This is a genomic window from Pseudomonas sp. 67(2021), assembly GCF_017491835.1.
Lineage (GTDB): Bacteria > Pseudomonadota > Gammaproteobacteria > Pseudomonadales > Pseudomonadaceae > Aquipseudomonas > Aquipseudomonas atacamensis.
Window position 1 is genome coordinate 1 of sequence record NZ_JAFGYL010000004.1, and the last position, 24,759, is coordinate 24,759.

The 24,759-nt window shown below is 60.5% G+C and carries 20 protein-coding genes; 7 read left to right on the plus strand and 13 right to left on the minus strand.

Annotated elements, in window-relative coordinates; all coding sequences use genetic code 11:
• The coding region (locus tag J5M66_RS07185; RefSeq protein ID WP_207817483.1) for an AGE family epimerase/isomerase at positions 1 to 1,132 on the plus strand (1,132 nt) is incomplete at its 5' end.
• Positions 1,133 to 1,195: 63 nt separating this feature from the next.
• Here the strand turns inward: J5M66_RS07185 and J5M66_RS07190 are convergent.
• The 9 genes from J5M66_RS07190 to J5M66_RS07230 form a co-directional block, all read right to left on the minus strand.
• A complete protein-coding gene (locus J5M66_RS07190; protein WP_123443931.1) occupies positions 1,196 to 2,101 on the minus strand; it encodes a cation diffusion facilitator family transporter in 906 nt (301 codons plus the stop codon).
• Between the two features lie 176 nt (positions 2,102 to 2,277).
• The gene (locus tag J5M66_RS07195) at positions 2,278 to 3,042 is read right to left on the minus strand and encodes an SDR family oxidoreductase (RefSeq protein WP_016771914.1); all 765 of its coding nucleotides are present in this window, start codon (positions 3,040 to 3,042) and stop codon (positions 2,278 to 2,280) included.
• A 745-nt stretch (positions 3,043 to 3,787) separates the two neighbouring features.
• Positions 3,788 to 4,504 (minus strand): ABC transporter ATP-binding protein, encoded by a 717-nt coding sequence (locus tag J5M66_RS07200; protein ID WP_076565449.1) that lies wholly within the window; start codon positions 4,502 to 4,504, stop codon positions 3,788 to 3,790.
• Positions 4,501 to 5,373 (minus strand): ATP-binding cassette domain-containing protein, encoded by an 873-nt coding sequence (locus tag J5M66_RS07205; protein ID WP_207809657.1) that lies wholly within the window; start codon positions 5,371 to 5,373, stop codon positions 4,501 to 4,503. Before J5M66_RS07205 ends, J5M66_RS07200 begins: the two co-directional genes overlap by 4 nt.
• On the minus strand, positions 5,370 to 6,671 hold the full coding sequence (livM, locus tag J5M66_RS07210) for a high-affinity branched-chain amino acid ABC transporter permease LivM (protein ID WP_016771917.1): 1,302 nt from the start codon (positions 6,669 to 6,671) through the stop codon (positions 5,370 to 5,372). Before livM ends, J5M66_RS07205 begins: the two co-directional genes overlap by 4 nt.
• A 3-nt stretch (positions 6,672 to 6,674) precedes the next feature.
• Complete coding sequence (locus J5M66_RS07215; protein WP_016771918.1) at positions 6,675 to 7,589, minus strand: branched-chain amino acid ABC transporter permease; 915 nt, start codon at positions 7,587 to 7,589, stop codon at positions 6,675 to 6,677.
• A 244-nt stretch (positions 7,590 to 7,833) separates the two neighbouring features.
• Complete coding sequence (locus J5M66_RS07220; protein ID WP_016771919.1) at positions 7,834 to 8,967, minus strand: ABC transporter substrate-binding protein; 1,134 nt, start codon at positions 8,965 to 8,967, stop codon at positions 7,834 to 7,836.
• Positions 8,968 to 9,335: 368 nt separating this feature from the next.
• Positions 9,336 to 10,619 (minus strand): FAD-binding oxidoreductase, encoded by a 1,284-nt coding sequence (locus tag J5M66_RS07225; RefSeq protein ID WP_207809655.1) that lies wholly within the window; start codon positions 10,617 to 10,619, stop codon positions 9,336 to 9,338.
• A 90-nt stretch (positions 10,620 to 10,709) separates the two neighbouring features.
• Positions 10,710 to 12,200 (minus strand): aldehyde dehydrogenase family protein, encoded by a 1,491-nt coding sequence (locus tag J5M66_RS07230; protein ID WP_207809652.1) that lies wholly within the window; start codon positions 12,198 to 12,200, stop codon positions 10,710 to 10,712.
• 164 nt (positions 12,201 to 12,364) lie between these two features.
• On the opposite strand from J5M66_RS07230, the gene J5M66_RS07235 reads away from it, so the two are divergent.
• From J5M66_RS07235 to J5M66_RS07250, 4 genes are all read left to right on the plus strand, one after another.
• The gene (locus J5M66_RS07235) at positions 12,365 to 13,264 is read left to right on the plus strand and encodes a LysR family transcriptional regulator (RefSeq protein ID WP_071174249.1); all 900 of its coding nucleotides are present in this window, start codon (positions 12,365 to 12,367) and stop codon (positions 13,262 to 13,264) included.
• A 214-nt stretch (positions 13,265 to 13,478) separates the two neighbouring features.
• Positions 13,479 to 14,702 (plus strand): nicotinate phosphoribosyltransferase, encoded by a 1,224-nt coding sequence (gene pncB / locus J5M66_RS07240; protein ID WP_122601486.1) that lies wholly within the window; start codon positions 13,479 to 13,481, stop codon positions 14,700 to 14,702.
• Positions 14,703 to 14,706: 4 nt separating this feature from the next.
• On the plus strand, positions 14,707 to 15,534 hold the full coding sequence (gene nadE, locus J5M66_RS07245; protein ID WP_016771924.1) for an ammonia-dependent NAD(+) synthetase: 828 nt from the start codon (positions 14,707 to 14,709) through the stop codon (positions 15,532 to 15,534).
• Between the two features lie 81 nt (positions 15,535 to 15,615).
• Positions 15,616 to 15,831, plus strand: a complete 216-nt coding sequence (locus J5M66_RS07250; protein WP_207817484.1) for a hypothetical protein — start codon at positions 15,616 to 15,618, stop codon at positions 15,829 to 15,831.
• A 1-nt stretch (position 15,832) separates the two neighbouring features.
• Here the strand turns inward: J5M66_RS07250 and azu are convergent, their stop codons facing one another.
• Complete coding sequence (gene azu / locus J5M66_RS07255) at positions 15,833 to 16,276, minus strand: azurin (RefSeq protein WP_122610370.1); 444 nt, start codon at positions 16,274 to 16,276, stop codon at positions 15,833 to 15,835.
• A gap of 342 nt (positions 16,277 to 16,618) precedes the next feature.
• Between azu and J5M66_RS07260 the strand changes: the two genes are divergently transcribed.
• Positions 16,619 to 17,206, plus strand: coding sequence for a TIGR00730 family Rossman fold protein (locus J5M66_RS07260; protein ID WP_024011379.1), 588 nt, complete (start codon positions 16,619 to 16,621; stop codon positions 17,204 to 17,206).
• Between the two features lie 68 nt (positions 17,207 to 17,274).
• A complete protein-coding gene (locus J5M66_RS07265) occupies positions 17,275 to 17,463 on the plus strand; it encodes a hypothetical protein (RefSeq protein WP_160769183.1) in 189 nt (62 codons plus the stop codon).
• A gap of 208 nt (positions 17,464 to 17,671) precedes the next feature.
• Here the strand turns inward: J5M66_RS07265 and J5M66_RS07270 are convergent, their stop codons facing one another.
• From J5M66_RS07270 to J5M66_RS07280, 3 genes are all read right to left on the minus strand, one after another.
• A complete protein-coding gene (locus J5M66_RS07270) occupies positions 17,672 to 18,562 on the minus strand; it encodes a transglutaminase family protein (RefSeq protein WP_110602754.1) in 891 nt (296 codons plus the stop codon).
• Complete coding sequence (locus J5M66_RS07275) at positions 18,562 to 21,048, minus strand: circularly permuted type 2 ATP-grasp protein (RefSeq protein ID WP_207809649.1); 2,487 nt, start codon at positions 21,046 to 21,048, stop codon at positions 18,562 to 18,564. Before J5M66_RS07275 ends, J5M66_RS07270 begins: the two co-directional genes overlap by 1 nt.
• Before the next feature lie 88 nt (positions 21,049 to 21,136).
• Complete coding sequence (locus tag J5M66_RS07280; protein WP_207809647.1) at positions 21,137 to 24,412, minus strand: transglutaminase family protein; 3,276 nt, start codon at positions 24,410 to 24,412, stop codon at positions 21,137 to 21,139.
• Positions 24,413 to 24,759: the final 347 nt, after the last annotated feature.

Consider the following 24,759-nt stretch of genomic DNA (forward strand, 5'->3'; position numbering starts at 1 on the left):
GCCCCACGCTTCCCGCTCCACCGCCCTGCCCGAATTGACCGCCCTGTTTGGCCAAGTGCAGCAGCACTTCCTCGACGTGATCGTGCCACTGTGGCAAGGCCCGGGCTGGAATGCCGACATGGCGTTGCCGTACGAGGCGCTGGATGCCGCGCATCAACCGCTGCCAGCGCAACGCTATCGGGCGATGGCCTGCGCACGCCAGCTGTATCTGTTCTCCAGCCTGATCGGGGTTGTGGATAACGCCGAAGTCCGCGCCGCCGCGTTGTTCCGTTCCCTGCAACGGCATTTCCATGATGCCGAGCACGGCGGCTGGTTCTACAGCATCGACGCACAGGGCAAGCCGCTGGACCAGCGCAAGGATCTCTACACCCACGCCTTCATCCTCTTTGCCTGCGCGCATTACTGGGACAAGTCCCGGGATTCCCTGGCCGAGTCGACATTGAACGCCGCGCTGGAAATCATCGGCCGCCGATTCGCCACTGGCGACGGTTTGTACGAAGCCTGCCTTGAGCGTGATTGGCTCACCCTGCAAACCGGCCCACTGCAAAATCCACTGATGCACTTGGCCGAAGCCTTCCTCGCCACTCTGGCGGTGCGCGAAGACCCGCAGACGCAGAAGGCCCTGCTTGAGTTATGCACAGCCATGCACAAGCAATTCGTCGATCCGCAATATGGCGTATTGATGGAGAAGCCACTGGGGGCTGTGGATAACTGGTACGAACCGGGGCACCAGTTCGAATGGTATTTCCTGCTCGAATCGTCGGCGCTGTTGCGCGACTCGAAACTGCACCGGGCGCTGGATCGGGCATTTGCCTTCACCGAGCAGTACGGCGTGCTGGAGTCCTGCGGCGCGGTGCGGGCGATGCTTGATCTGGAAAGCAATGGCCGGCCAAGGGATTCGACCCAGCGGATCTGGGCTCAGGCCGAATACCTGCGCGCTCTGACCTTGCGGGCGGACAGCGAAGCGGTAGTGCTGCGCCAGTTGCAGGCGTTGCAGCAGCGGTTTCTGCATGCCGGCGGCTGGCATGAGTGTCGCGATGAGAATGGAGAGCTCAGCCGCAAGGACATGCCTTCGACCACGCCTTATCATTTGGCGACTTGTTATAGCGGACTGGCTGAATATCTTCGCTGACTCGTGCAAAGCAGGATTTGGGGCTAGAGGGTTACTGTGTTCTCAGCAGACATCCGGATCAGATCAGGCAATCCACTTCTTGTCCCCGGTGAAGCTGATCGTCAGCCACCTCGCCGCATCCGGCTCGCCCAACTGCGCCGATATCTGCTCACGTAGCGCATCCAGCTGCGCGACATTGCGCAGCGGATACTCCGCCGGCAACACCACATGAATTTCGATGAACCGCGCCCGACCGTGCTTTTGCACGTAGGACACGTAATCGTCGAAACCATGCTCGACCTTCGCCACCTCCATGACCTGCCTGACCTGCTCATCCAGAGTGTCCGGGGCAATACCCAGCACATCACGCAACGCCGGGCCGAGGATTTTGAACGCCGGGGGCAGCATGGTCAGCGCCAGTACGATGAGGATCAGCGGGTCGACATACACCGCCCACTCGCCATAGCCCTGGGACTTGAGCAGCAGCGCGGCGAGGAAACTGATCAACAACCCCACCGAGAGCATCGCGTCGACCAGCCAACTGATGTTGTCGAACTGGATGAGGCTGGATTTGAGCGTACGATTACGCCGGCGCACGTAAAAGAAGTAGGCGAACTCGACGACGGTAAACACCGCCGCATAGACGATCACCAGACCCAACTCGATATCGCGACCACCATTGATGATGCCGAACACGCCGTTGAGAAAGGCGTAGATGGCGATCAACAGCAGGAAGCTGCCCTCGATCAGCAACACCATCGGCTCCAGATGCCAGAAGCCGAACTGGAAACGCTGATTGCTTTGCTTGGCAATCAGCCGGGCGGTGATCAGCATCAGGATTTTGATGAATGTCGCGATCAGCGAAAAAAAGCCATCGAACAGGATGGATTGCGAACCTGAAACAAAACCGGTGACGATCCCGGCAATCGACACCGCCAGCATCAGCAGCGTCGATTGTTTGAGCAGTGCCTGCTCACCTCGGTTACTCACTTGAACGCCTCATGAAACCTTGAGCGCCGCGGGGTGCGGCGTGATGGTTGAGTGAGGAGTTTAGCTTATCGACTTGTTTTGCCTATGCCGGCCTTTTCGCGAGCAGGCTCGCTCCCACAGGCACCGCACTTGAAAATGTGGGAGCGAGCCTGCTCGCGAATGGCCTCAGCGCGGTATCAAGCCTTGTTACGCTCGATGGCAAACCCGGCCCAGGTCTGGCTCACCGGCATCAGTTCCAGGCTGTTGATGTTGATGTGCGCCGGGGTGTTCATCACCCAGAAAATCGTCTCGGCGATGTCCTGCGGCTGGATCGGCTCGGCGCCGGCGTAAGTGGCGTTGTAGCGTTCCTGATCACCGGCAAAACGCACCAGCGAGAACTCGCTTTCGCACAAGCCGGGCTCGATATTGCTGACCCGCACGCCAGTGCCCTGCAGGTCGCAACGCAGGTTCAGCGAGAACTGTTTGACGAAGGCTTTGCTCGCGCCGTACACGTGGCTGCCCGGGTACGGATAGTTGCCGGCGATGGAACCGAGGTTGACGATACCGGCGCCACGGCCGTGGGCGATCAGCCGAGGCAGCAGCAGGCGGGTGGCGTACATCAGGCCTTTGACGTTGGTGTCGACCATGGTGTCCCAGTCATCCAGATCGCACTTCGGCGCCGGGTCGACGCCGAGCGCCAGGCCAGCGTTGTTGATCAGGCCACGGAGTTTGGCAAACGACGGCGGCAGGTTGGCGATTGCCTCCTCCATCGCCTTGCGATCGCGCACATCGAGGACCAGACCATGCACTTCGGTCTGCTTCGACAGTTCTGCGCAGAGGGCATTGAGGCGTTCTTCACGACGGCCGGTCAGGACCAGCTTCCAGCCAGCCTCGGCAAAACGCCGGGCACAGGCTTCACCAAAACCGGACGTCGCGCCGGTGATAAACAGGGTGTCGGACATCGTGTTCTCCTTGCTTCGGCCGCCACGGCAGCCCTTGGAATAGAAAATCAGCAGGCAGCATGCCCGCCCTCGCGAATACGGGCAACACTTGCCAGCTGTACAAAAATCAACCAGACCTGCCTAGGCCATAGCCAGCGTGGCCTGTAGCCATGTGCACGCATGTTATCCACAGTCTGCTCCACAGTTTCCGGGGGCAAGTGCAAACGCGCAAATCCGCGCCACACAAGGCTTTGCGGGCGAAATGGAAAGTTTTTTGCTTGACCGTGAGGCGGGGGATGTGCGGGACAGGGCATTTTGCACGACGGATGGTGCAACCGGGTGATTGCGCGAGGCCAGCAATTACGGCGCTCCGCGAGGTCTTTCCAGAGTTTAGTCACAGACTTATCCACAGGCTTTTACCCACGAAACTACCCGACCTGGATGCGCTATAAAAAGGTTGACAATGGCGCCTCACGCCTGCCTGAAACTGACTGATCAAAAAACAATCACAAGCCTGGAGACCACGGATTACAAGGCCTGCAACCATATACACCCACGTTATTCACAGCCAGTTCCACAGTAACCGGGGACAAGTCAAAGCTGTGGAAAAACAGCTATTTGCAGCGTCTATATGTCGCGCTTTGGCAGCTTGGGGAATTTGTTTTCCACAATTTCGGGAATTAACCAATTTACCTGTGGTGGATTCCAAAAAATAAAAAAGCCCCGGGACTCTCGTCGCCGGGGCTGTGTACAACCGCGAGAAGAATCAGTGCCCGCCCAGATAGGCGTTACGCACCTCCTCATTCACCAACAGTTCTTTACCGGTGCCGGTCAGGCGAATCTCGCCGTTGACCATCACATACGCCCGGTCCGACAGCTTCAACGCATGGTTAGCGTTCTGCTCGACGAGGAAAATCGTCATCCCGGTTTTCGCCAGCTCGCGCAGCGTGGCGAAAATCTGCTTCACCACGATCGGTGCCAGGCCCAGGCTCGGTTCATCGAGCAGCAACAGCTTCGGCCGGCTCATCAGCGCACGGGCGATGGCGAGCATCTGCTGTTCACCGCCAGACATGGTCATCGCCCGCTGATTGCGTCGCTCTTCAAGCCGTGGAAACAGCTCGAACATGCGCTGCATGTCCTCTTTGGCATACTTGTCGCCAATCGGGATGGTGCCCATCAGCAGGTTCTCCTCGACGGTCATGTCGGGGAACACCCGCCGCCCTTCCGGTGACTGCGCGATGCCGTTGGAGGCGATGTAGTGCGAGGACTTGTGGGTAATGTCGACGCCCTGATACAGAATCTGCCCGCCCGCCGCCCGTGGCTGGCCGAAGATCGACATCAGCAAGGTCGACTTGCCGGCACCGTTGGAGCCGATCAGGCTGACGGTCTCGCCTTCGTTGATTTGCAGTGAAACGCCTTTGAGCGCCTGGATGGGGCCGTAGAACACGTCCAGATTGCGCAGTTCGAGGATCGGTTGACTCATACCAGCTCCTCTTCGTCGGCGCCCAGATAGGCCGCGATCACTTTCGGATCATTGCGGATCGCTTCCGGCCCGCCTTCGGCGATGACGATGCCGTGGTCAAGAACCACGATGTGATCGGAAATGCTCATGACCATGCCCATGTCGTGTTCGATCAGCACCACGGTCAGATCGTGCTCGTCGCGCAGCAGCCGGATCATCGCGCTGAGCGCTTCGGTTTCCTGAGGATTGAGGCCGGCGGCCGGTTCGTCGAGGCAGATGATCTGCGGCCGCGTGCACATGGCCCGAGCGATCTCCAGACGGCGTTGTTGGCCGTACGAGAGTTCACCGGCGAGACGGTTGGCGCAGTCGACCAGATCGACCACTTCCAGCCAGTAGAACGCGACATCCAGCGCATCGCTCTCGGCCTCGCGATAGCCCTTGGTATTGAGAATACCGGCGAGCATGTTGCGGTTGACCCACATGTGCTGCGCCACCAGCAGGTTTTCCAGCACCGACATTTCCTTGAACAGGCGAATGTTCTGGAACGTACGGGCGAGACCGGCACGGTTCACCAGGTGAGTACCGCCGAACATCTTGTAGTACATGCGGCTGAGGAAGGATTTCGGCGAGACGAAATCAGTCGGTTTGAACGACTCGCCCAGCAACTGGATGACGTTGGTCTGCTGGCCGCGCACATTGAGTTCGATCTTGCCACCTGTGGCCTTGTAGAAACCGGTCAGGCAGTTGAACACCGTGGTCTTGCCGGCGCCATTGGGTCCGATCAGGGCGAAGATCGAATTGCGTTTGACCTTCAGGCTGACATCGCTCAAAGCCTTGATGCCACCGAAATGCATCATCAGTTTTTCAACAGAGAGTACGACTTCACTCATGGCGCAGTCCTCTCGTAGTGAATGGCACCTTTGCGTGGTTTGACCCCGGTGCGGCTGATGCGGATCAGCCCGCGTGGTCGCCAGATCATCATCAACACCATCAGGATGCCGAACAGCAGCACGCGGTATTCAGCGAAGCCGCGCAGCAGTTCCGGAGCGACGGTGAGCACGAATGCGGCGATGACTACGCCAATGGTCGAGCCCATGCCGCCGAGCACGACGATGGCGAGGATCAGCGCCGATTCGAAGAAGGTGAACGAGGTCGGGTTGACGAAGCCTTGATAGGTGGCGAAGAACACCCCGGCCAGACCCGCCGTCGACGCACCGATGGTGAACGCCGAGAGCTTGACCAGTACGTGGTTGAGGCCCATCGAACGGCAGGCGATTTCATCTTCACGCAGGGCTTCCCAGGCGCGACCCACCGGCATCTTCACCAGCCGATGCTTGACGTACAACACCGCCAGCACCACCAGGAACAGCACTGCGTAGATGAAGTAATACTTCACGTCGGGGTTGTAGGTCAGACCGAAGAACTCATGGAACGGTACTCCGCCATCCTTCGCCCGCTTGCCGAACTCCAGGCCGAAGAACGTCGGCAGTGGCGCCGGCATGCCGTTCGGGCCGCCGGTCAGGGACAGCCAGTTGTTCAGCACCAGACGAATGATTTCGCCGAAGCCCAGGGTCACGATCGCCAGATAGTCACCGTGCAGACGCAACACCGGGAAACCGAGAATGCAGCCGGCCAGGCCTGCGGTGATTGCCGCCAGCGGCAGCACGGTCCAGAAACCCAGACCCAGATATTGATAACCCAAAGCCAGACCGTAGGCACCGATGGCGTAGAACGCCACGTAACCGAGATCGAGCAGCCCGGCCAGACCGACCACGATGTTCAGCCCCAGCCCCAGCAGCACGTAGATCAACCCGAGGATGACCACGCCGAGCAGGTAGGAGTTGGAAACAAACGGCACGATGATCGCCAGCACGATAATCAGCGGGATGATCCAGCGCAGCCGCGATTTGTAGTCCGCCGGCAGCACGTGCACGCCGGAACCGCTGCTCTCGAACCCGTCGAGGATCTTCAGGCCCTTGGGGGTTTGCAGGAACAGGCTGAGGGCAAAGCGACCGGCCATGACGATGGCAATGATCCACGCCACGCGAGTCGCCTCGAGGTTGAAGCTGTAGCCGTCGAGAACCACGCCGACAATCGGCCCGAACACGATCAGCGCAATCAGGCCGGCAAGAATCGCCTCGACCAGACTTTTTTTGATATCGATGGATTTTTCAGTGGTTGCAGACATCGCTTACACCTTCGACACAAGAGGACGGCCCAACAGGCCCTGCGGCCGGAAGACCAGTACGAGGACGAGCAGCGAGAAACTGAACACGTCTTTGTAGTCGGAGTTGACCAGACCGGAGAACAGCGACTCGGAGATGCCAAGGATGATCCCGCCGAGCATCGCGCCGGGCAATGAACCGATGCCGCCCAGAACCGCTGCGGTGAACGCCTTGATGCCGATGATGAAGCCGGCATAGAAGTCGAACGTGCCGTAGTTCATGGTGATCAGCACACCGGCCAGTGCGGCCATGGCTGCACCGATGATGAACACATAGGAAATCACCCGGTCGGTGTTGATCCCCAGGATCGAGGCCATCTTGCGGTCTTGCTGGGTCGCACGGCACATGCGGCCAAGCTTGGTGTATTTGATGACGTAGGTCAGCAGCCCCATGCCGACAAACGCGGCGATCAGGATGAAGACTTTGGTGTAGGTCAGTTGTACGAAGCCGGTACCGACTTCAACACGCCAGGCACCGGTCAGCAGCGTAGGCACGCCCTGTTGTTTGGCGCCCTGAGCGATCTGTGCGTAGTTCTGCAGAATCAGCGAAATACCGATAGCGCTGATCAGCGGCGCCAAGCGGGTCGAGTTACGCAGGGGTTTGTAGGCAACACGCTCGATGACCCAGCCATATACCGCCGTGACGACGATGGTGAAGATCAGCGTGCCGAGCATCAGCAGCGGGAAGGATTCGATACCGAAGTAAGCCAGCAGAGCCAGACTGATTGCCGCCAGGTAAGCGGAAATCATGTAAACCTCGCCGTGGGCGAAGTTGATCATGCCGATGATGCCGTAGACCATTGTGTAGCCGATGGCGATCAGGCCATAGACCGACCCGAGGGTCAGGCCATTGACCAGTTGCTGCAGGAAAATACCATCCATAACGCAATCTCACGCAGTGAGAACCTGCGCACCAAGGGTGCGCGGTTCTTCTAGGAAAAATACAGATGTACGTCGGAGCAATGTCGGAGCGTGATCAGCCCTGACCACACGGAACCCCTTTGTGGGAGCGAGCCTGCTCGCGAAAGCGGTTGAACATTCAACGCAGAGGTTGTTTGTCAGTGCGTCTTCGCGAGCAGGCTCGCTCCCACAGGGTTTCAAGTGAGCCGAGTGATCGCTTCACCCCTTACTTCTGCTTTTCCAGCTGGTGGTATTTGCCGTCCTTGTCCCACTGGTAAACCACGTAGTCGGAGACTTTCAGGTCGCCCTTGGAGTCCCAGGTTTTTTCGCCCATCACGGTTTTCACCGGATTTTTCTTCAGCCAGGCCGCAGCCTCTTCACCCTTGTTGGACTTGGCGCCATTGAACGCTGCCGCCAGGGTCTGAACCGAGGCGTAAGCGTACAGGGTGTAGCCTTCAGGCTCGGTGCCGGCCTTGCGGAACGCGTCCACTACGGTCTTGCTTTCAGGCAACAGGCGCGGGTCGGCGCCGAAGGTCATCAGCACGCCGTCGGTGAATTGCGGGCCGCCAGCGGTGGTCACCAGCTCGTCGGTCACGATGCCGTCATCGGACATGAACTTGACGTCTTTCAGACCCTGCTCGCGCAGCTGGCGAACCAATGGACCGGCTTCCGGATGCAGGCCGCCGAAATAGACGACATCGGCGCCGGCGCCACGGATCTTGGTGACGATGGTGCTGAAGTCTTTCTCGCCACGGGTCAGGCCTTCGTACAGCACAGGCTTGACGCCGCGTTTTTCCAGCTGAGCCTTGGTGGCGTCCGCCAGGCCTTGGCCGTAGGTGTCCTTGTCGTGCAGCACGACGACTTTCTTGCCCTTGAGCATGTCGACGATGTAGTCGCCGGCAACGATGCCTTGCTGGTCATCACGTCCGCACATACGGAACATGGCGCTGAGGCCACGCTCGGTAACTTGCGGGTTGGTCGAGCCCGGGGTGATCGCGATGATCCCGGCTTCGTCGTAGATTTCCGAGGCTGGAATGGTCGACGAGGAGCAGAAGTGCCCGACCACGCCGGCGACTTTCTGGTTGGTGAGGTCCTTGGCGACCGTCACCGCCTGCTTCGGTTCGCAGGCGTCGTCGCCTTTGACCAGGACGATTTTTTCCCCATTGACGCCACCCGCCGCGTTGACCGCATCGGCCGCCGCCTGTGCACCCTTCATGTACTGCTCGCCGAATGCCGCGTTGGCACCGGTCATCGGACCCGCTACACCGATCTTGATATCAGCTTGAGCAAACGCAGAAACACCCAGCGCAGTAGCGACTGCGAGGGCCAGAAAGCCTTTCTTGTAAAACGTCTGGGACATGAGGTGGTGCTCCAAGGTTTTTTTTAGTTGGCACTGCGACTTCACTTCACTCAAAGCTCAGAGCAAGGCCCGTGCCATCGGTTTTTTATTCTTCAAAAAGTCGCTGCGTTGTTGTTATTTCGACTGTTTCGGTCCCATTTTCATTGGGCGTGCAACCGTCTAAACCGCGGAAGGTGAAACCATTTGTTTTTTCAGGCGCAACCCGCACGCGCCATCATTGCAACCGCAGCGGCAAACGACGTGCAACCAGCCTGTAACAGCCCGCGTCACCGAACTGCACACTGCTGGTGCGGGACTGCTACAACCCGCACCATTACAGGCTAGTCGCTGGATGCAAAAGCGCCGCTTGCGGCAACAAATTTCAACACTCAAATGACGATGCGCAGGCACTGGCCCGCGTGATACAGGGAAAACCCGGCTTCGTACAGGCAACTGCGCAAGCCCACACCGGCCAGGGGCTGCATCGGTGCGAAGGGAATCGGCAGTGCCTGCGGATCGCCGTTGCACAGGTAATCGGCGAAGGCTTTGCCGACCACCGTACCGGTGGTGACGCCGCGACCGTTATAACCGGTGACGGCTACCAGTCCGGGCGCGGGCTCGAACAGCCGCATCAGGTGATCAGGGGTAAACGCAATGCGCCCGGTCCAGGTGCATTCCCACTCGACCGGCTTCAGATTGGGGAAGTAATGCTGCTGCACCCGATCAGCCCAGGCCTTGAGAAACCACGTCGGTTTTTGATTGCCATTGCCGAGGCTGCCAAGCAACAGGCGCCCGTCCTTGTCGCGACGGATGCTGCTCAATACCTGACGGGTGTCCCACGAGCCCTGCCCGCCCGGGAGAATTTCCTGCGCAGCGTCTTCGCTGAGCGGCACCGAGGCGACCTGGTAGTAATAACCGGGAAAGAAATTGCGCTTGAGTTCGGTCCAGTCGCCTTCGGTGTAAGCATTGGAGGCGATGACCACTTGTTCGGCGAGTACCGAACCCTGGGCGGTTTGCACCGACCAGTTCTGCCCGATGCGCTCGAGGCGAGTCACCGGCGAATGATCGAACATCTGCCCGCCGGGCCCGCGCACGGCATTGGCCAGCCCGGTGACATAGGCCATCGGATTGAGCGTGCCGGCGCGGCGATCAAGCAACGCGGCGGCGATTTTCTGCGTGCCGGTGGCTTGCTCGCAGGCCTTGCCGGTCAGCAGTTCGACCGGCGCGCCACGACGTTTCCATTGCTGCTCGCGACTGCGCAGATCCGCCTCGCCCTTGGCGTTATGCGCCATGTGCAAAGTGCCTTCGCGGCGCAATTGGCAATCGATGGCGTATTTATCCACAAGGCTGAACACCAGCGCCGGCGCCGCACCGAGCATGCGGTTGAGCTGACTGCCGACCGCCTCGCCGAACCCGGCTTCGATCTCGTCCGGAGGAATCCACATGCCGGCGTTGACCAGCCCGACATTGCGCCCGGAGCCACCGTGCCCTGCGCGATGCGCTTCCAGCACGCAGACGCTTTTACCTTTTTCCAACAGATGCAGCGCCGCCGACAACCCGGTGAACCCGGCGCCGATCACGCAGACATCGACCTTGACCTCGCCCCTGAGCGCGGCGTTATCCGGGCGTTGTGGCGTGAGCGTTTCCCACAGACATTCTTCGCGTAACGGCATTGCCAAGCTCCTGTCGGAGCAGCCGCAAGCCACAAGCTACAAGCTGCAAGCCGGTCTGCTTGACGCTTGTAGCTTGAAGCTTGTAGCTGCTTAATCGAATGTAATGCCCTGCGCCAAAGGCAATTCCAGCGAGTAGTTGACGGTGTTGGTCTGCCGGCGCATGTACGCGCGCCAGGCATCGGAGCCGGACTCACGGCCGCCGCCGGTCTCTTTCTCGCCACCAAAGGCACCGCCGATTTCCGCGCCGCTCGGGCCGATGTTGACGTTGGCGATGCCGCAGTCGCTGCCGACCGCCGACATGAACCGCTCGGCCTCACGCACGTCGGTGGTGAAGATGCACGATGACAGGCCTTGCGGCACGGCGTTGTTCAGGCGCAGCGCTTCCTCGAAATCGCTGTAGCCGACCACGTAGAGAATCGGCGCGAAGGTTTCGCTGCAGACCACGTCGCTCTGCTCGGGCATTTCCACGATGGCCGGCGACACGTAGTAGGCGTTGGGGAATTGCTCTTCCAGTTGACGCTTGCCACCGAACACCCGGCCACCTTCGCTCAGTGCCTGTTCCAGCGCATCCTGCATGTTTTCGAAGCTGTGCTTGTCGATCAGCGGGCCGACCAGATTGCCTTCCAGCGGATGGCCGATGCGTACTTTCGAATAGGCAGCCTTGAGGCGAGTGACGATTTCTTCCTTGACCGATTCATGGGCGATCAGACGGCGCAAAGTCGTGCAGCGTTGCCCGGCGGTGCCGACGGCGCTGAACAGAATCGCGCGCACTGCCATGTCCAGATCGGCGCTCGGGCCGAGGATCATCGCGTTGTTGCCGCCCAGCTCAAGAATGCTGCGGGCGAAACGCGCGGCGACTTTCGGCGCCACTTCGCGGCCCATGCGCGTGCTGCCGGTGGCGCTGATCAGCGCGACACGCGGATCATCGACCAGCGCTTCGCCGGCATCGCGACCGCCGATCACCACCTGGCACAGGCTCGCCGGGGCATCGCTGAAATTTTTCACTACGCGATCGAACAGCGCCTGACAGGCCAGCGCGGTCAGCGGAGTTTTCTCCGAAGGTTTCCACACCACCGGGTTGCCGCAGACCAGCGCCAGGGTGGTGTTCCACGCCCACACTGCGACCGGGAAGTTGAACGCGCTGATGACGCCGACCACGCCGAGCGGATGCCAGGTTTCACGCATATGGTGGCCCGGGCGCTCGGAGGCGATGGTCAGACCGTACAGCTGGCGCGACAGGCCAACGGCGAAGTCGCAGATGTCGATCATCTCCTGTACTTCACCCAGGCCTTCCTGAGTGATCTTGCCGGCCTCCCACGACACCAGCTCGCCAAGGTCGGTTTTGTACTCGCGCAACACTTCGCCGAACTGGCGCACCAGCTCACCGCGACGCGGCGCCGGCACCTTGCGCCAGTGCTCGAATGCATGATCTGCGCGACTGATGTGTTGCTCGACTTCGGCAGCGCCTTCCCAGTTCACCGAGGCAATTTCGCTGCCATCGATGGGTGAATGCACCGGCACTTTGCCGTTCTGGTACAGGGCCGGGTTGACTCCCAGACGATCAAGCAATGCGGCAACCATCAGTCTCTCCTCAAACAAAAACAGAATGTGTGCGGCCATCCTTCGCATGGCCGGGCAGGCCTTTAGTTGTAGCCTCACTGCGGCGATGCAACAAACGACCTTTACGCCAGATATCATTCCGTTTATTCATGCTGCCTAGCGAAAGACAAGAAAAAGGACTGGCCATGCTGAACAAACGCCACTTGCCCTCGATCACCGCGCTGCAATGCTTCGAGGCCGTGACCCGGCACCTGAGTTTTACCCGCGCCGCCGAAGAGCTGAACCTGACCCAGAGTGCGGTGAGCAAACAGGTCGCGCAGCTTGAAGAACTGTTGCAGCACTTGCTGTTCCGCCGCGTGCGTCGGCGCTTGCAGATGACGCCGGCCGGGGATTTGTATCTGGTCGAGGTCAGAAAAATCCTCAGCCAAGTGGAGATGTCGACGCATTACCTGCGTTCCTACGGCGGCGAGACCGAAGTCCTGCGCGTTTCCACCCCGTCGACCTTCGGCGCCCGTTGGCTGGTGCCGCGCCTGAAAGGCTGGCGCCTGCGCCATCCGTCGATTCATCTGGATCTGTGTAACGAGCAGGAGGCCGACGATCTGTTGCAGGGGCGCAGCGATCTGGCTTTCTATTTCGGCCAGGCTTCGCGTCCGGGCACCGAATGCCTGAAATTGTTCGGCGAACAACTGGTACCGGTCTGCGCCCCGGGCAGCCTGCCGGACACGCCATTCACTGACCCGACGCAACTCACCGACCTGGTGCTGCTGCAGAATGCCTCGCGACCGCAGGCCTGGCACGACTGGTTCGACAGTCAGGGCTACCACACCGAACACAGCTACCACGGGCCGCGTTTCGAAACCTTTTACATGTGCATCCGCGCCGCCCAGGTCGGCTGTGGCGTGGCGCTGCTGCCGCGGTTTCTGGTGGAAGAGGAATTGGCCGAAGGCAAACTGGTCATACCCTGGCAGCATGCGATGCCCAGCAGCGATGCCTATTACCTGGCCTACCCGGAGCACGCGGCGGAAGTGCCGAAGGTGCGCGATTTTGTGAAATGGATGCTTGAACAAATCGATAGCCCGGTGTGAGGTCAACCGGGATCCCTGTGGGAGCGAGCCTGCTCGCGAAAGCGTCGGGTCAGCCACATCATCTTTAACTGACACACCGCATTCGCGAGCAGGCTCGCTCCCACAGTGGATCTGCGGCGCTCTGAAAAAATGCTGGCAATCCCCACCGCCGATATGCGCCACTAGCGCCATCGATATAGACCGCGCCGGGCGCGGCGCAACTGGAGACCCGTTTATGAGCGAGAGTGTGTTTGCCGATCGCATCGTGCAGAACCTGCTCGACACCGACTTCTACAAGCTGACGATGATGCAGGCGGTGCTGCACAACTACCCCAACGTCGAAGTCGAATGGGAGTTCCGTTGCCGCAACGCCGAGGATCTGCGTCCGTATCTGGCCGAGATTCGTCATCAGATCGAGCGTCTGGCCGAGCTGAGCCTGAGTGCCGATCAGTTGAGTTTTCTCGAGCGCATCAGCTTTCTCAAACCGGATTTTCTGCGCTTCCTCGGCCTGTTCCGCTTCAACCTGCGCTACCTGCACACCGGCATCGAGAACGGAGAACTGTTCATCCGTCTGCGCGGGCCATGGCTGCATGTGATCCTCTACGAAGTGCCGCTGCTGGCGATCGTCAGCGAAGTGCGCAATCGCTACCGCTACCGGGAGACCTCGCTGGAGCAGGCACGCGAACAGCTGTATCGCAAGTTCGACTGGCTGACCGCCAATGCCTCGGCCGATGAGCTGTCGCAACTGCAGGTCGCCGATTTCGGCACGCGCCGGCGCTTTTCCTTTGGCGTCCAGGCCGAAGTGGTCAACGTCCTCAAGCATGACTTCCCCGGGCGTTTCGTCGGTACCAGCAACGTACATCTGTCCCGCGAGCTGGACATGAAACCGCTGGGCACCATGGCCCACGAGTGGATCATGGCCCATCAGCAACTTGGCCCGCGCCTGATCGACAGCCAGATCGCCGCGCTCGATTGCTGGGTGCGCGAGTATCGCGGTCTGCTCGGCATCGCCCTCACCGACTGCATCACTACCGATGCGTTTCTTGGCGATTTCGATCTGTTCTTCGCCAAGCTCTTCGACGGTCTGCGCCATGACTCCGGGGACCCGGTGGCGTGGGGCGAAAAGTGCATCGCGCACTACCACAAGCTCGGCATCGACCCGATGAGCAAGACCCTTGTGTTCTCCGACAGTCTGACCCTGCCGAAATCGTTGGAGATTTTCCGCGCGCTGCACGGTCGCATCAATGTGAGCTTCGGCATCGGTACCAACTTCACCTGCGATATCCCGGGTGTCGAACCGATGAGCATCGTGCTTAAAATGACCGCCTGCAACGGCCAGCCGGTGGCGAAGATCTCCGACGAGCCTGGCAAGACCCACTGCAAAGATCCGAATTTCGTCGCCTATTTGCGACATGTGTTTCAGGTTCCTGCCGAATCCAGTCTATCTAGCAAGGAGTGAATTCATGCAAGCCGTACAGCGTGAGATTGCTGAGCAGCTCAAGGTGCAACCACCGTTCGCCGACGACCAGGCCCTGCAGGCCGAAGTCGCCCGGCGCCTGACGTTCATTCAGGATTGTCTGGTCAATTCCGGGCTCAAGACCCTGGTGCTGGGCATCAGCGGCGGCGTCGATTCACTGACCGCCGGCCTCCTGGCCCAGCGCGCGGTACGTGAACTGCGCGAAAAAACCGGTGACGACCGCTACAAATTCATCGCCGTGCGCCTGCCCTACGAAACCCAGTTCGACGAGCACGACGCCAAGGCCTCGCTCGACTGCATCGCCCCTGACGAAATCCACACCGTGAACATCGGCCCGGCGGTCAAGGCGCTGGCGGCTCAGGTGTCGGCGTTCGAAGGCAAACCGGCGGCGTCGGTGGATTTCGTGCTGGGCAATACCAAGGCGCGCATGCGCATGGTCGCGCAGTACACGATTGCCGGAGTGGCGGGCGGTCTGGTGATTGGCACCGACCACGCGGCGGAAGCGGTGATGGGTTTCTTCACCAAGTTCGGCGATGGCGCCTGCGACCTCGCCCCGCTCAGCGGCCTGGTGAAAAATCAAGTGCGTGCGATTGCCCGCAGCTTTGGCGCGCCGGAAACGCTGGTCGAGAAAGTGCCGACGGCAGACCTGGAAGATCTTTCGCCGGGCAAACCGGACGAAGCAGCGCATGGCGTGACCTATGCCGAGATCGATGCGTTTCTGCACGGGGAAACGGTGCGGGACGAGGCGGCGAAGATCATCGTTGATACGTACAACAAGACTCATCACAAGCGGGTCATGCCGTTTGCGCCTTGAGGTATGGAAATGCCTGCAGGAGCCTGTAGGAGCCTGTAGGAGCTGACGAGTGCAACGAGGCTGCGATCTTTTGATCTTGCTTTGAAGATTCAAGATCAAGATCAAGATCAAGATCAAGATCAAGATCAAGATCAAGATCAAGATCAAGATCAAGATCAAGATCAAGATCAAGATCAAGATCAAGATCAAGATCAAGATCAAGATCAAGATCAAGATCAAGATCAAGAGATCGCAGCCTTCGGCAGCTCCTACACAAATAAAAAAAGCGCCCCTCGGGACGCTTTTTTTTGTATCTGAATCACTTGACGACGATGGTGCCTTTCATCATCGAGATGTGCCCAGGGAACGAGCAGAAGAAGCCGTAGCCACCGTCAGCCACTTTGGCCACATCAAAGGTCACCGAGTCGGTTTCCTTGGCGCCGATGATCTTGGTGTGGGCGATGATGCGGGCGTCGCCGTCCTTCAGGTAGTTCTTGTCGATACCGGCTGCCAGGCCGTCGGTAGCGATCGGCTGCATGTCAGCTTCTTTGCTGATCACCAGGTTATGACCCATGACGTTCTTCGGCAGGTTGCCGGAGTGGGTCAGTTCGACGGTGAAGGTCTTGCAGCTCTTGTCGATCACGATTTCCTTGGTGTTGAAGGTCATCTGATCGGTGGAATCAACGGTGGTTTTGCACTCGGCAGCCATCAATTGGCTGCTGGCCAGCGCCAGCAGGGATACCGCAACAACTTTGGAAAACATGGTGAATCTCCAAGGCAGGGTTAACAAAAACACTAGTGGTGGAAAGACTGCCTGAAATCATCGCAAGTTCATATGACTTGAGTCAAAAATTGTATACAACTTTCAGGCTATGACACTCATCGACACAATCTAACGGCCATTTCGTTGGGCCAGGCCTATGATCGGTCCACCTACTGAAACGGAGTGCCAGTCATGTTCTTTAACGGCCTGTTGTGCAGCTTGCTCGCCGCCTACGCCTGTGGCGCCAGCGGTACTTTTGAATCACCCGAACGCGAAGTCTAGTCCTTGGAGCGCAGCGTGCCAGCCGTTACCCTGTGCGACTGATCGACTCAGGAGTAACGCATGTCGCTGAAATCCGTTTGTGTGTTTTGCGGTGCCAACGCCGGTACCGTGCCGGCCTACACCGAAGCTGCCGTGGCCCTCGGCCGGGCATTGGCCGAGCGTAATCTGACGCTGGTCTACGGCGGTGGTGCCGTCGGTTTGATGGGCATTGTCGCTGATGCCGCGCTGGCGGCTGGCGGCGAAGTGATCGGCATCATTCCGCAAAGCCTGATGGACAAGGAGATCGGCCACAAGAGCCTGACGCGCCTGGAAGTGGTCGACGGCATGCATGCGCGCAAGGCGCGGATGGCCGAACTCAGCGATGCATTCATCGCCCTGCCCGGCGGCCTCGGCACGCTGGAAGAGCTGTTCGAAGTCTGGACCTGGGGCCAGCTCGGCTATCACGGCAAGCCTTTGGGCCTGCTGGAAGTGAACGGTTTCTACAGCAAGCTCACGGCTTTTCTCGATCATATCGTCGGCGAAGGCTTCGTTCGCGCGCCACACCGTGACATGCTGCAAGTGAGCGAATCGCCAGATTCCCTGCTCGACGCCCTCGATCAGTGGCAGCCGACCGTCACGCCCAAGTGGGTCGACCAAAAACCCGGTTAACCCCCGGACACCGATACAGGGCAGAATACGCGCCGCTCAACCTCACCTTCGACCCCAGAGGATCGCCCATGGCCAAACCCAATTACTCCTTCGCCAAACGTCAACGAGACCTGGCAAAGGAACAGAAGAAAGAGGAAAAGCTTCAGCGCAAGAAGCAAACCGCTGAAGAAGCGGCACTGAACCCTGACGGTGAAGTGGCGACCGATGATGATGTTGATGCACCCGATGCACCGAAAGATCAGACGCCCGACGCCTGAGCCCCACCGGGTTTGATGATCGAATCAGACCCTGCGGATTTGTGACGGGGCTGGCAGTTCTGCTGCCGGCCCTCACAGCCCTGCTTTCTCTGACCCACCAAAATCCCTGTGGGAGCGAGCCTGCTCGCGAAAGCGGTGTATCTGTTACAAATCCATTGGCTGACCTGACGCTATCGCGAGCAGGCTCGCTCCCACATCTGAAAACTCATCAATTCTGAGGCATCACCGTAACCCGCACTTCCGGGTCGTGATTACCCCCACCGAGAATCACCCCCCGCAACGGCGACACATCGGAAAAATCCCTCCCCCACGCCAATGTAATGTGCTCCAGCGCCGGCCGCACATTGTTGGTCGGATCGAAATCCACCCAGCCCGATACCGGACAGAACACCGATACCCACGCATGCGAGGCGTCGGCGCCGATCAGGCGTGGCTGCCCCGGCGGCGGCTGGGTGAGCAGATAGCCGCTGACATAACGCGCCGCCAGACCGCGCGAGCGCACACAGGCCAGCATCAGATGAGCGAAGTCCTGACAGACGCCGCGTCGACGCTCCAGCACTTCCACCAGCGGCGTCGCCACCTGGGTGGCTTCGGCATCGAAGGTGAATTCGCTGAAGATCTTCTGCATCAGCGCCTGCACCCCGAGCAGCAACGGTCGCCCTGGCGGAAAACAGCTTTGCGAGAACTCGACGAAGCTGCGCTTCAAATGCACATAAGGTGACTGGAACCGGTAGCGACAGGCTTCGAGCAAGTCGGCGGACAACGGCTGACTGCTGTAAGTCAGCGCATCGCGGGTCTGCTCCCACGCGGGCGACTGGTTGAAATCCAGCGCCGGCCGCGCCAGCACCTCGACCGTCAGCCGGGCGTTGACCTGCAATTGGTCATGGGGCCGTTCAAATGCCAGACGCGTCAACGGATTGCCGAATACGTCCAGTTCATCACGGCGCATGGTCGGCTCGGGGCTGATCAGCAACTGCTGCTCGGTGCAGCGCTGCCAGCTGCATTCGCGCGGCCACAGATGCGCCAGTTGCTGCGCGAGGGAGACCGGGCTGTCGTAGTGATAACAGGTGTCGTGAAATATCTGATATTGAGCGCTCATCACACGGACACCGTACGCTGGCTGACATCATCGACATGGGCGAAATGGCGCAGCGCCAGACGATCCGATACTTGGCCGCTGGCTTCGGCGATTTCCTGCAACAGATCGGCCAGACCATCCAGCGCGGCACGTACGCTGGATTTGCCGAACAAAGGATTTTCCAGACAACCGAGATCAAACCGCGCCAGGCGCTCGACCAGTTGCGGCAGCGCGGTTTCCCGAGGCGCGGCGAAATCGTCGTTCAGGCGTTTCAGCGTGCGGGTCACCAGTTTCAGCTGAAACAGCACCGCGTGGGGGTTCTGCTCATCCAGCAGCAGCAAATCCAGCACCGGAATCAGTTGCGCCACCGCCAGATAGCGCGAGCGATAGGTGATGCTGCTGTTACCCAACTCCAGCAACCACTCAAGCCCGGCCTGATCGAAAGCACCCGCACCGCGCAGAAATGCGGCGAGGCTGCTGCTGAGAAATTGCAGGCGTTCGATGCGCCGGCCAATCATCAGAAAGCGCCAGCCTTCGTCACGGGTCATGTCATCCAGGGCAAACCCCGACAGCGCTGCCAGCGACATCACCAGACGGTTGAGGAAATCCAGCAGTTCGCCGAAGTCCGGTTCATCGACTTCCAGCTCCAGCGCCTCGCGCTGCAATTCGACCAGCGCCTGCCAGTTTTCCCGGGACAGCTTGCCGCGCACTTGCGAGGCGGCCCATTGCAGGCGTTGCAAGTTGGAACGCAGGCTGAACGACCAGTCCTCGCCCAGCAGCGCAGCGAGCAGGCGCTCCGGCAGTTCGCCTTCATCCGGCAACAGCGCCAGCCGCTCGCCGAGATCGACCGCCGCCTGCAACGCCTGCGGATCATCGCCATCGACGTAACGCGTGAGCATGATGCGCAGCAGCCGCGCGCTGTCGTCGCAGCGTTCGCAGTAGCGGCCGAACCAGAACAGATTCTCCACTACCCGCGATGGCAGGTAAGGATCGCGCCGCACCAGATCGTGCACGCCGACATTGCGCTGCGCCTTCCACTGCTCGCCACTCGGCGCACGGTCGCTGAGCACCCAGGTGTCCTTGCTCGCCCCACCGCGCTGCATCGACACCACTTCGGCATCAGCCTCGGCCGCCACTCGGGTCAGACCGCCCGGCAACACGCGGTAGCCATCGTGGCTGGCCACCGCATACATGCGCATGCCGATCGCGCGGGGTTGCAGATGACCGTCCTCGGCTTGCCAGACCGGCGCCTGCGACAGTTGCGCAAGCTCTTGCGCGACGTAGGCATAAGGCCGTGCCTGCATACGCTGCGCCAGCTCGAGGCGCTGGCTTTCATTCAAGTCACGGCCAAAAACAGGGGCGAAGCTCTGCGACGGGAACGCCGGTTTGATCAACAGCTCCGGAAGTTTTTCCAGCGCCTGCGCCAGCACTGGCGCTTCACCGCACCACCAGGTGGCGATCGACGGCAGGATCAGTTCTTCGCCGAACAGGAATTGATTGATCTTCGGCAGAAACCCCAGCAGGCCCGGCGATTCCAGCACGCCGCTGCCGAGCGCATTGGCGACCAGTACCCGCCCCTGACGCACCGCCTCCAGCAGACCGGGGACGCCAAGCGCCGAGTCGGTCCGCAGTTCCAGCGGGTCGCAGAAATCATCGTCGAGGCGGCGCATGATCGCGTGCACCCGGCGCAGGCCGCTGAGGGTTTTCAGGTACACCGTGGCATTGCGCACCGTCAGATCGCCGCCCTCGACCAGCGGATAACCGAGCTGGCGCGCCAGATACAAGTGCTCGAAATAACTTTCATTGAACCGCCCCGGTGTCAGCAGCACCACCAGCGGTGCGTCATCGCCCTGCGGTGCCTGACGTGCCAAAGTTTCCTGCAAGGTGCGGAAGAAACCGGCCAGATGCTGAACCTTCAGATCGCGGTACAAGTCGGGAAAGGCGCGGGAGACGATGGTGCGGTTTTCCAGCGCATAGCCGGCCCCGGACGGCGCCTGGGTGCGATCGGCAGTGACCCACCAGCGACCATCCGGCGTGCGCGCCAGATCCACGGCATACAAATGCAAAAAAGCTGACTCGGGCGGGGCAATGCCCTGACAGGGCCAAAGAAAATTGTTGTGCCCGAACACCAGCTCTGCCGGCAGCAGGCCTTCACTGATCAACCGTTGCGGACCGTACAGATCCGCCAGCACTGCATTGAGCAAGCGCGCACGCTGAGCGATGCCAGCGGACAATTGCTGCCATTCATCAGCCGCGATCACATGGGGCAGCAGATCCAGCTCCCACGGCCGGTCAGCGCCCTTGGGATCGGCATAGACGTTATAGGTGACGCCGTTTTCCTGAATCTGCCGCGCCAGCAAGGCCTGACGCTGCACCAGTTGCGCCGGGCTGCTGCGCTGCAACTGATCGAACAGGCGCCGCCAATGCGCACGCACTGCGCCGCTGCCGTCGAGCAGTTCGTGATAGGTGCCCGCAGTCAGCGGGTAGCGGTCTAACAGGTCAGGCATGGAAAGCTCGGCAGACAGCAGGGGACGGTCAGACTAACGCAGGCACATGACACGCGGATATACGAAAAATCCGCGTGTTGCGTAGGCTCTAGAAACGGCGCAGGTCGATGGTCATCGGTAGCTCGTCATTGATTTCTACTTTGGGTACGGGAAGTTTCCCGGGCGTGTGTCCGAGGCGGAAAAACCGCGCCATACGCCGGCTCTCCGCTTCATTGGCATTGACCGGCAAGGTCTCGTAATTGCGCCCACCGGGATGGGCGACGTGGTACTGGCAACCACCCAGCGAACGCCCCATCCAGGTATCGAGCAGGTCGAACACCAACGGCGCGTGCACCGGTATGGTCGGATGCAGGCAGTTGGCTGGTTGCCACGCCCGAAAGCGCACCCCGGCGACACACTCACCCACCCGCCCGGTCGGGTGCAACGGCACCGCGACGCCATTGCAAGTCAGCAGATAACGTTGTGGCGGCAAGCCGTTGAGTTTGACCTGCAAGCGCTCCAGCGATGAATCGACGTAGCGCACCGTGCCGCCCGCCGAGCCCTCCTCGCCCAGCACGTGCCAGGGTTCGAGCGCCTGACGCAGCTCCAGCTCGATGCCATTGACGGCGTAGTCACCGACCTTGGGAAAACGAAACTCCAGATGCGCCGCGAACCACTCCGCACGCAACGGATAGCCGGCGTTGTTGAGCTCGACGATGACGTCGGCGAAATCCTCTTCGATAAAGTGCGGCAGCAAAAAGCGATCGTGCAGCTCGGTGCCCCAGCGTGCCAGTTTCGCCGGCGCATAAGGCTCGCGCCAGAACCGCGCGACCAGCGCCCGTAGCAGCAACTGCTGAGCCAGACTCATGCGCGCATGGGGCGGCATTTCAAAAGCGCGCAGTTCCAGCAAGCCAAGACGCCCGGTGGCGCCGTCCGGTGAATACAGTTTGTCGATGCAGAATTCGGCGCGATGGGTATTGCCGGTGACGTCGATCAGCAGATTGCGCAACAGTCGATCGACCAGCCACGGTGCACATTCCTCGCCCGGTTCCGGCATCTGCGCGAAAGCGATTTCCAGTTCGTACAAGGCGTCATTACGCGCCTCGTCGACGCGTGGCGCCTGGGACGTCGGGCCGATGAAGAGGCCGGAAAACAGGTACGACAGCGAAGGATGGTTGTGCCAGTAACTGATCAGACTGCGCAGCAGATCCGGCCGCCGCAGAAACGGTGAGTCCGCCGGTGTCGCGCCGCCAAGGACGAAATGGTTGCCGCCGCCGGTGCCGGTGTGGCGCCCGTCGATCATGAACTTCTCGGTGGTCAGCCGGGTCTGTCGTGCCTGTTCATAGAGAAACTCAGTGCGCTCGACCAACTCGTCCCAGGTCGCCGATGGCTGCACGTTGACCTCGATCACGCCCGGGTCCGGAGTGACACGGAAATTGCTCAGGCGCGGATCACTTGGTGGTTCATAGCCTTCCAGCAGCACCGGGCAATGCAGTTCTTCAGCGGTGGCCTCAATGGCCGAGACCAGTTCCAGATAATCCTCGACCCGCTCCAGCGGCGGCATGAACAGATACAGCCGGCCTTCGCGGGCCTCGGCGCAGAATGCGGTACGGGTCAGCCAGTCAGCGGACTCGTCGATTTTCGGCACCCGCTCATCCAGCGCAGCAGGTTCGCCGTGCACACCGAGCTGCGCGGCATCCGGTAGTTCAGCGAAGTCCTGATTCGGATCGTTGGGATGGATGAACGGATATTCCGCCGCTTTCACCCACGGCTGCGACGCCAGCGGCAAGCGATAACCCAGCGGCGAATCCCCGGGCACCAAGCGACAGTGCTCATCGCGCAGATACCATCGCCCGCTCTGCCATTGATCGCCCTTGGCCGTGCGCGCCAGTGGCAGCACCTGACCGATCACCTTGTTCAGGCCCTGGCTGAAGACCTTGCGCAACCGGGCGCGCTCCAGCGGTTCTTCCAGGCGCGAATCTTCGGCGCTGACGTTGCCGGGCAACGCGCCCTCGCGCCAGAGGTAATAGAGATGATCTTCGTAAGCCGGGAAGACGAAGCGTTCAGGCAACTTCAGGCGCTCGGCGACGCTGGCGAGAAAGCGTCCGGCCAGTTCGCCGTCGGCGCCATAGTCCTGCTGTTCGTCGGCGATCAATGCGTCGTTGTGCCAGATCGGCTGACCGTCGCGGCGCCAGTAACAATTGAGCGACCAGCGCGGCAATTGCTCACCGGGATACCACTTGCCCTGACCGAAATGCACCAGCCCCTGCGGTGCATATTGCTTGCGCATGCGCTGAAACAGTTCGGCGGACAGCCGACGCTTGTCCGGCCCCAGCGCGGCGGTGTTCCATTCGGCGCCGTCCGGGTCGTCGATGGAGACGAAGGTCGGTTCGCCCCCCATGGTCAGGCGCACATCGCCTTCAAGCAGGTCGGCATCGATCTGCCGCCCCAGCGCCTGGATCGCCCGCCACTGTTCATCGGTGTAGGGCTTGGTGACACGTGGCGCTTCCCAGATTCGCTCGACCGACATTTCGTGGCTGAACTGTGTCTCGCAAGGTTCGACCAGACCACTGATCGGCGCCGCCGAGGACGGATCGGGACTGCACGCCAACGGAATATGCCCTTCCCCGGCGAACAACCCGGACGTGGCGTCGAGGCCGATCCAGCCGGCACCCGGCAGATACACCTCGCACCAGGCGTGCAGGTCGGTGAAGTCGACGTCGGTGCCGGACGGGCCGTCGAGGCTTTTCACGTCGGCGGTCAGTTGAATCAGGTAGCCGGAAACAAACCGCGCCGCCAGACCGAGATTACGCAACAGCTGCACCAGCAACCATGCCGAATCACGGCAGGAACCGGAGGCGTGTTGCAGTGTGTGCTCCGGAGTCTGCACGCCGGGCTCCATGCGGATCAGGTAGCCGATGTCTTCACTGAGGCGCTGATTGAGCGCCACCAGAAAATCCACCGCCGGCAGCGGCGTGCGGTCGATGCTGTCCAGGTAAGCCTTGAACGTTGGCGTCAGCGGCAGGGTTTCGAGGTATGGCGCCAGCTCCTTGCGCTCATCGGCGGCGTAGCTGAACGGGATTCGCTCGGCGTACGGTTCGAGAAAGAAATCGAACGGATTGAACACCGCCATTTCCGCGACCAGATCGACTTCGATGCGCAGCTCTGCGGTTTTTTCCGGGAACACCAGACGTGCCAGGTAATTGCCCTGGGGGTCTTGCTGCCAGTTGATGAAATGCTGCTCGGGCGAGACTTTCAGCGCATAGGAAAGAATTCGCGTGCGGCTGTGGGGCGCCGGGCGCAGGCGGACGATCTGCGGGCCGAGTTCGACAGCGCGGTCGTAGCGATAATGCGTGACGTGATGCAATGCGACATGAATCGACACGGCGTGCCTCCTGCGAGCCTTGGGCGTATGGGAAAGCGCGCAAGACTTATGCCATGCACAGGCTTGCGCGCTTTCGCGAAATGCTCAAGGCAGTACAGCACCAAAACCGGGCGATGCGAGGAAATGCTTGGACTCAGTTGCACGCAAATGTTGCGAACGCTGATTCTTGCGGTGTGTGCTCGCGAAGAGGCCAGCGGCAACAACTTGATCGTTCCCACGCTCTGCGTGGGAATGCAGCCCGTGACGCTCCGCGTCACAACCATGTTCGACAATACTGCGAGTAACGGCTGGAACGCGGAGCGTCCCGAGAGGCATTCCCACGCGGAGCGTGGGAACGATCAGCAAAA

Coding starts and splice junctions, on each gene's coding strand:
- J5M66_RS07225 (WP_207809655.1), bottom strand. CDS start 10,619: ATGCCGTTACGCGAAGAATGTCTGTGGGAAACGCTCACGCCACAACGC.
- J5M66_RS07265 (WP_160769183.1), top strand. CDS start 17,275: ATGGCCAAACCCAATTACTCCTTCGCCAAACGTCAACGAGACCTGGCA.
- J5M66_RS07230 (WP_207809652.1), bottom strand. CDS start 12,200: ATGGTTGCCGCATTGCTTGATCGTCTGGGAGTCAACCCGGCCCTGTAC.
- J5M66_RS07215 (WP_016771918.1), bottom strand. CDS start 7,589: ATGGATGGTATTTTCCTGCAGCAACTGGTCAATGGCCTGACCCTCGGG.
- nadE (WP_016771924.1), top strand. CDS start 14,707: ATGCAAGCCGTACAGCGTGAGATTGCTGAGCAGCTCAAGGTGCAACCA.
- J5M66_RS07235 (WP_071174249.1), top strand. CDS start 12,365: ATGCTGAACAAACGCCACTTGCCCTCGATCACCGCGCTGCAATGCTTC.
- pncB (WP_122601486.1), top strand. CDS start 13,479: ATGAGCGAGAGTGTGTTTGCCGATCGCATCGTGCAGAACCTGCTCGAC.
- J5M66_RS07275 (WP_207809649.1), bottom strand. CDS start 21,048: ATGCCTGACCTGTTAGACCGCTACCCGCTGACTGCGGGCACCTATCAC.
- J5M66_RS07200 (WP_076565449.1), bottom strand. CDS start 4,504: ATGAGTCAACCGATCCTCGAACTGCGCAATCTGGACGTGTTCTACGGC.
- J5M66_RS07205 (WP_207809657.1), bottom strand. CDS start 5,373: ATGAGTGAAGTCGTACTCTCTGTTGAAAAACTGATGATGCATTTCGGT.
- azu (WP_122610370.1), bottom strand. CDS start 16,276: ATGTTTTCCAAAGTTGTTGCGGTATCCCTGCTGGCGCTGGCCAGCAGC.
- J5M66_RS07220 (WP_016771919.1), bottom strand. CDS start 8,967: ATGTCCCAGACGTTTTACAAGAAAGGCTTTCTGGCCCTCGCAGTCGCT.
- J5M66_RS07260 (WP_024011379.1), top strand. CDS start 16,619: ATGTCGCTGAAATCCGTTTGTGTGTTTTGCGGTGCCAACGCCGGTACC.
- livM (WP_016771917.1), bottom strand. CDS start 6,671: ATGTCTGCAACCACTGAAAAATCCATCGATATCAAAAAAAGTCTGGTC.
- J5M66_RS07270 (WP_110602754.1), bottom strand. CDS start 18,562: ATGAGCGCTCAATATCAGATATTTCACGACACCTGTTATCACTACGAC.
- J5M66_RS07195 (WP_016771914.1), bottom strand. CDS start 3,042: ATGTCCGACACCCTGTTTATCACCGGCGCGACGTCCGGTTTTGGTGAA.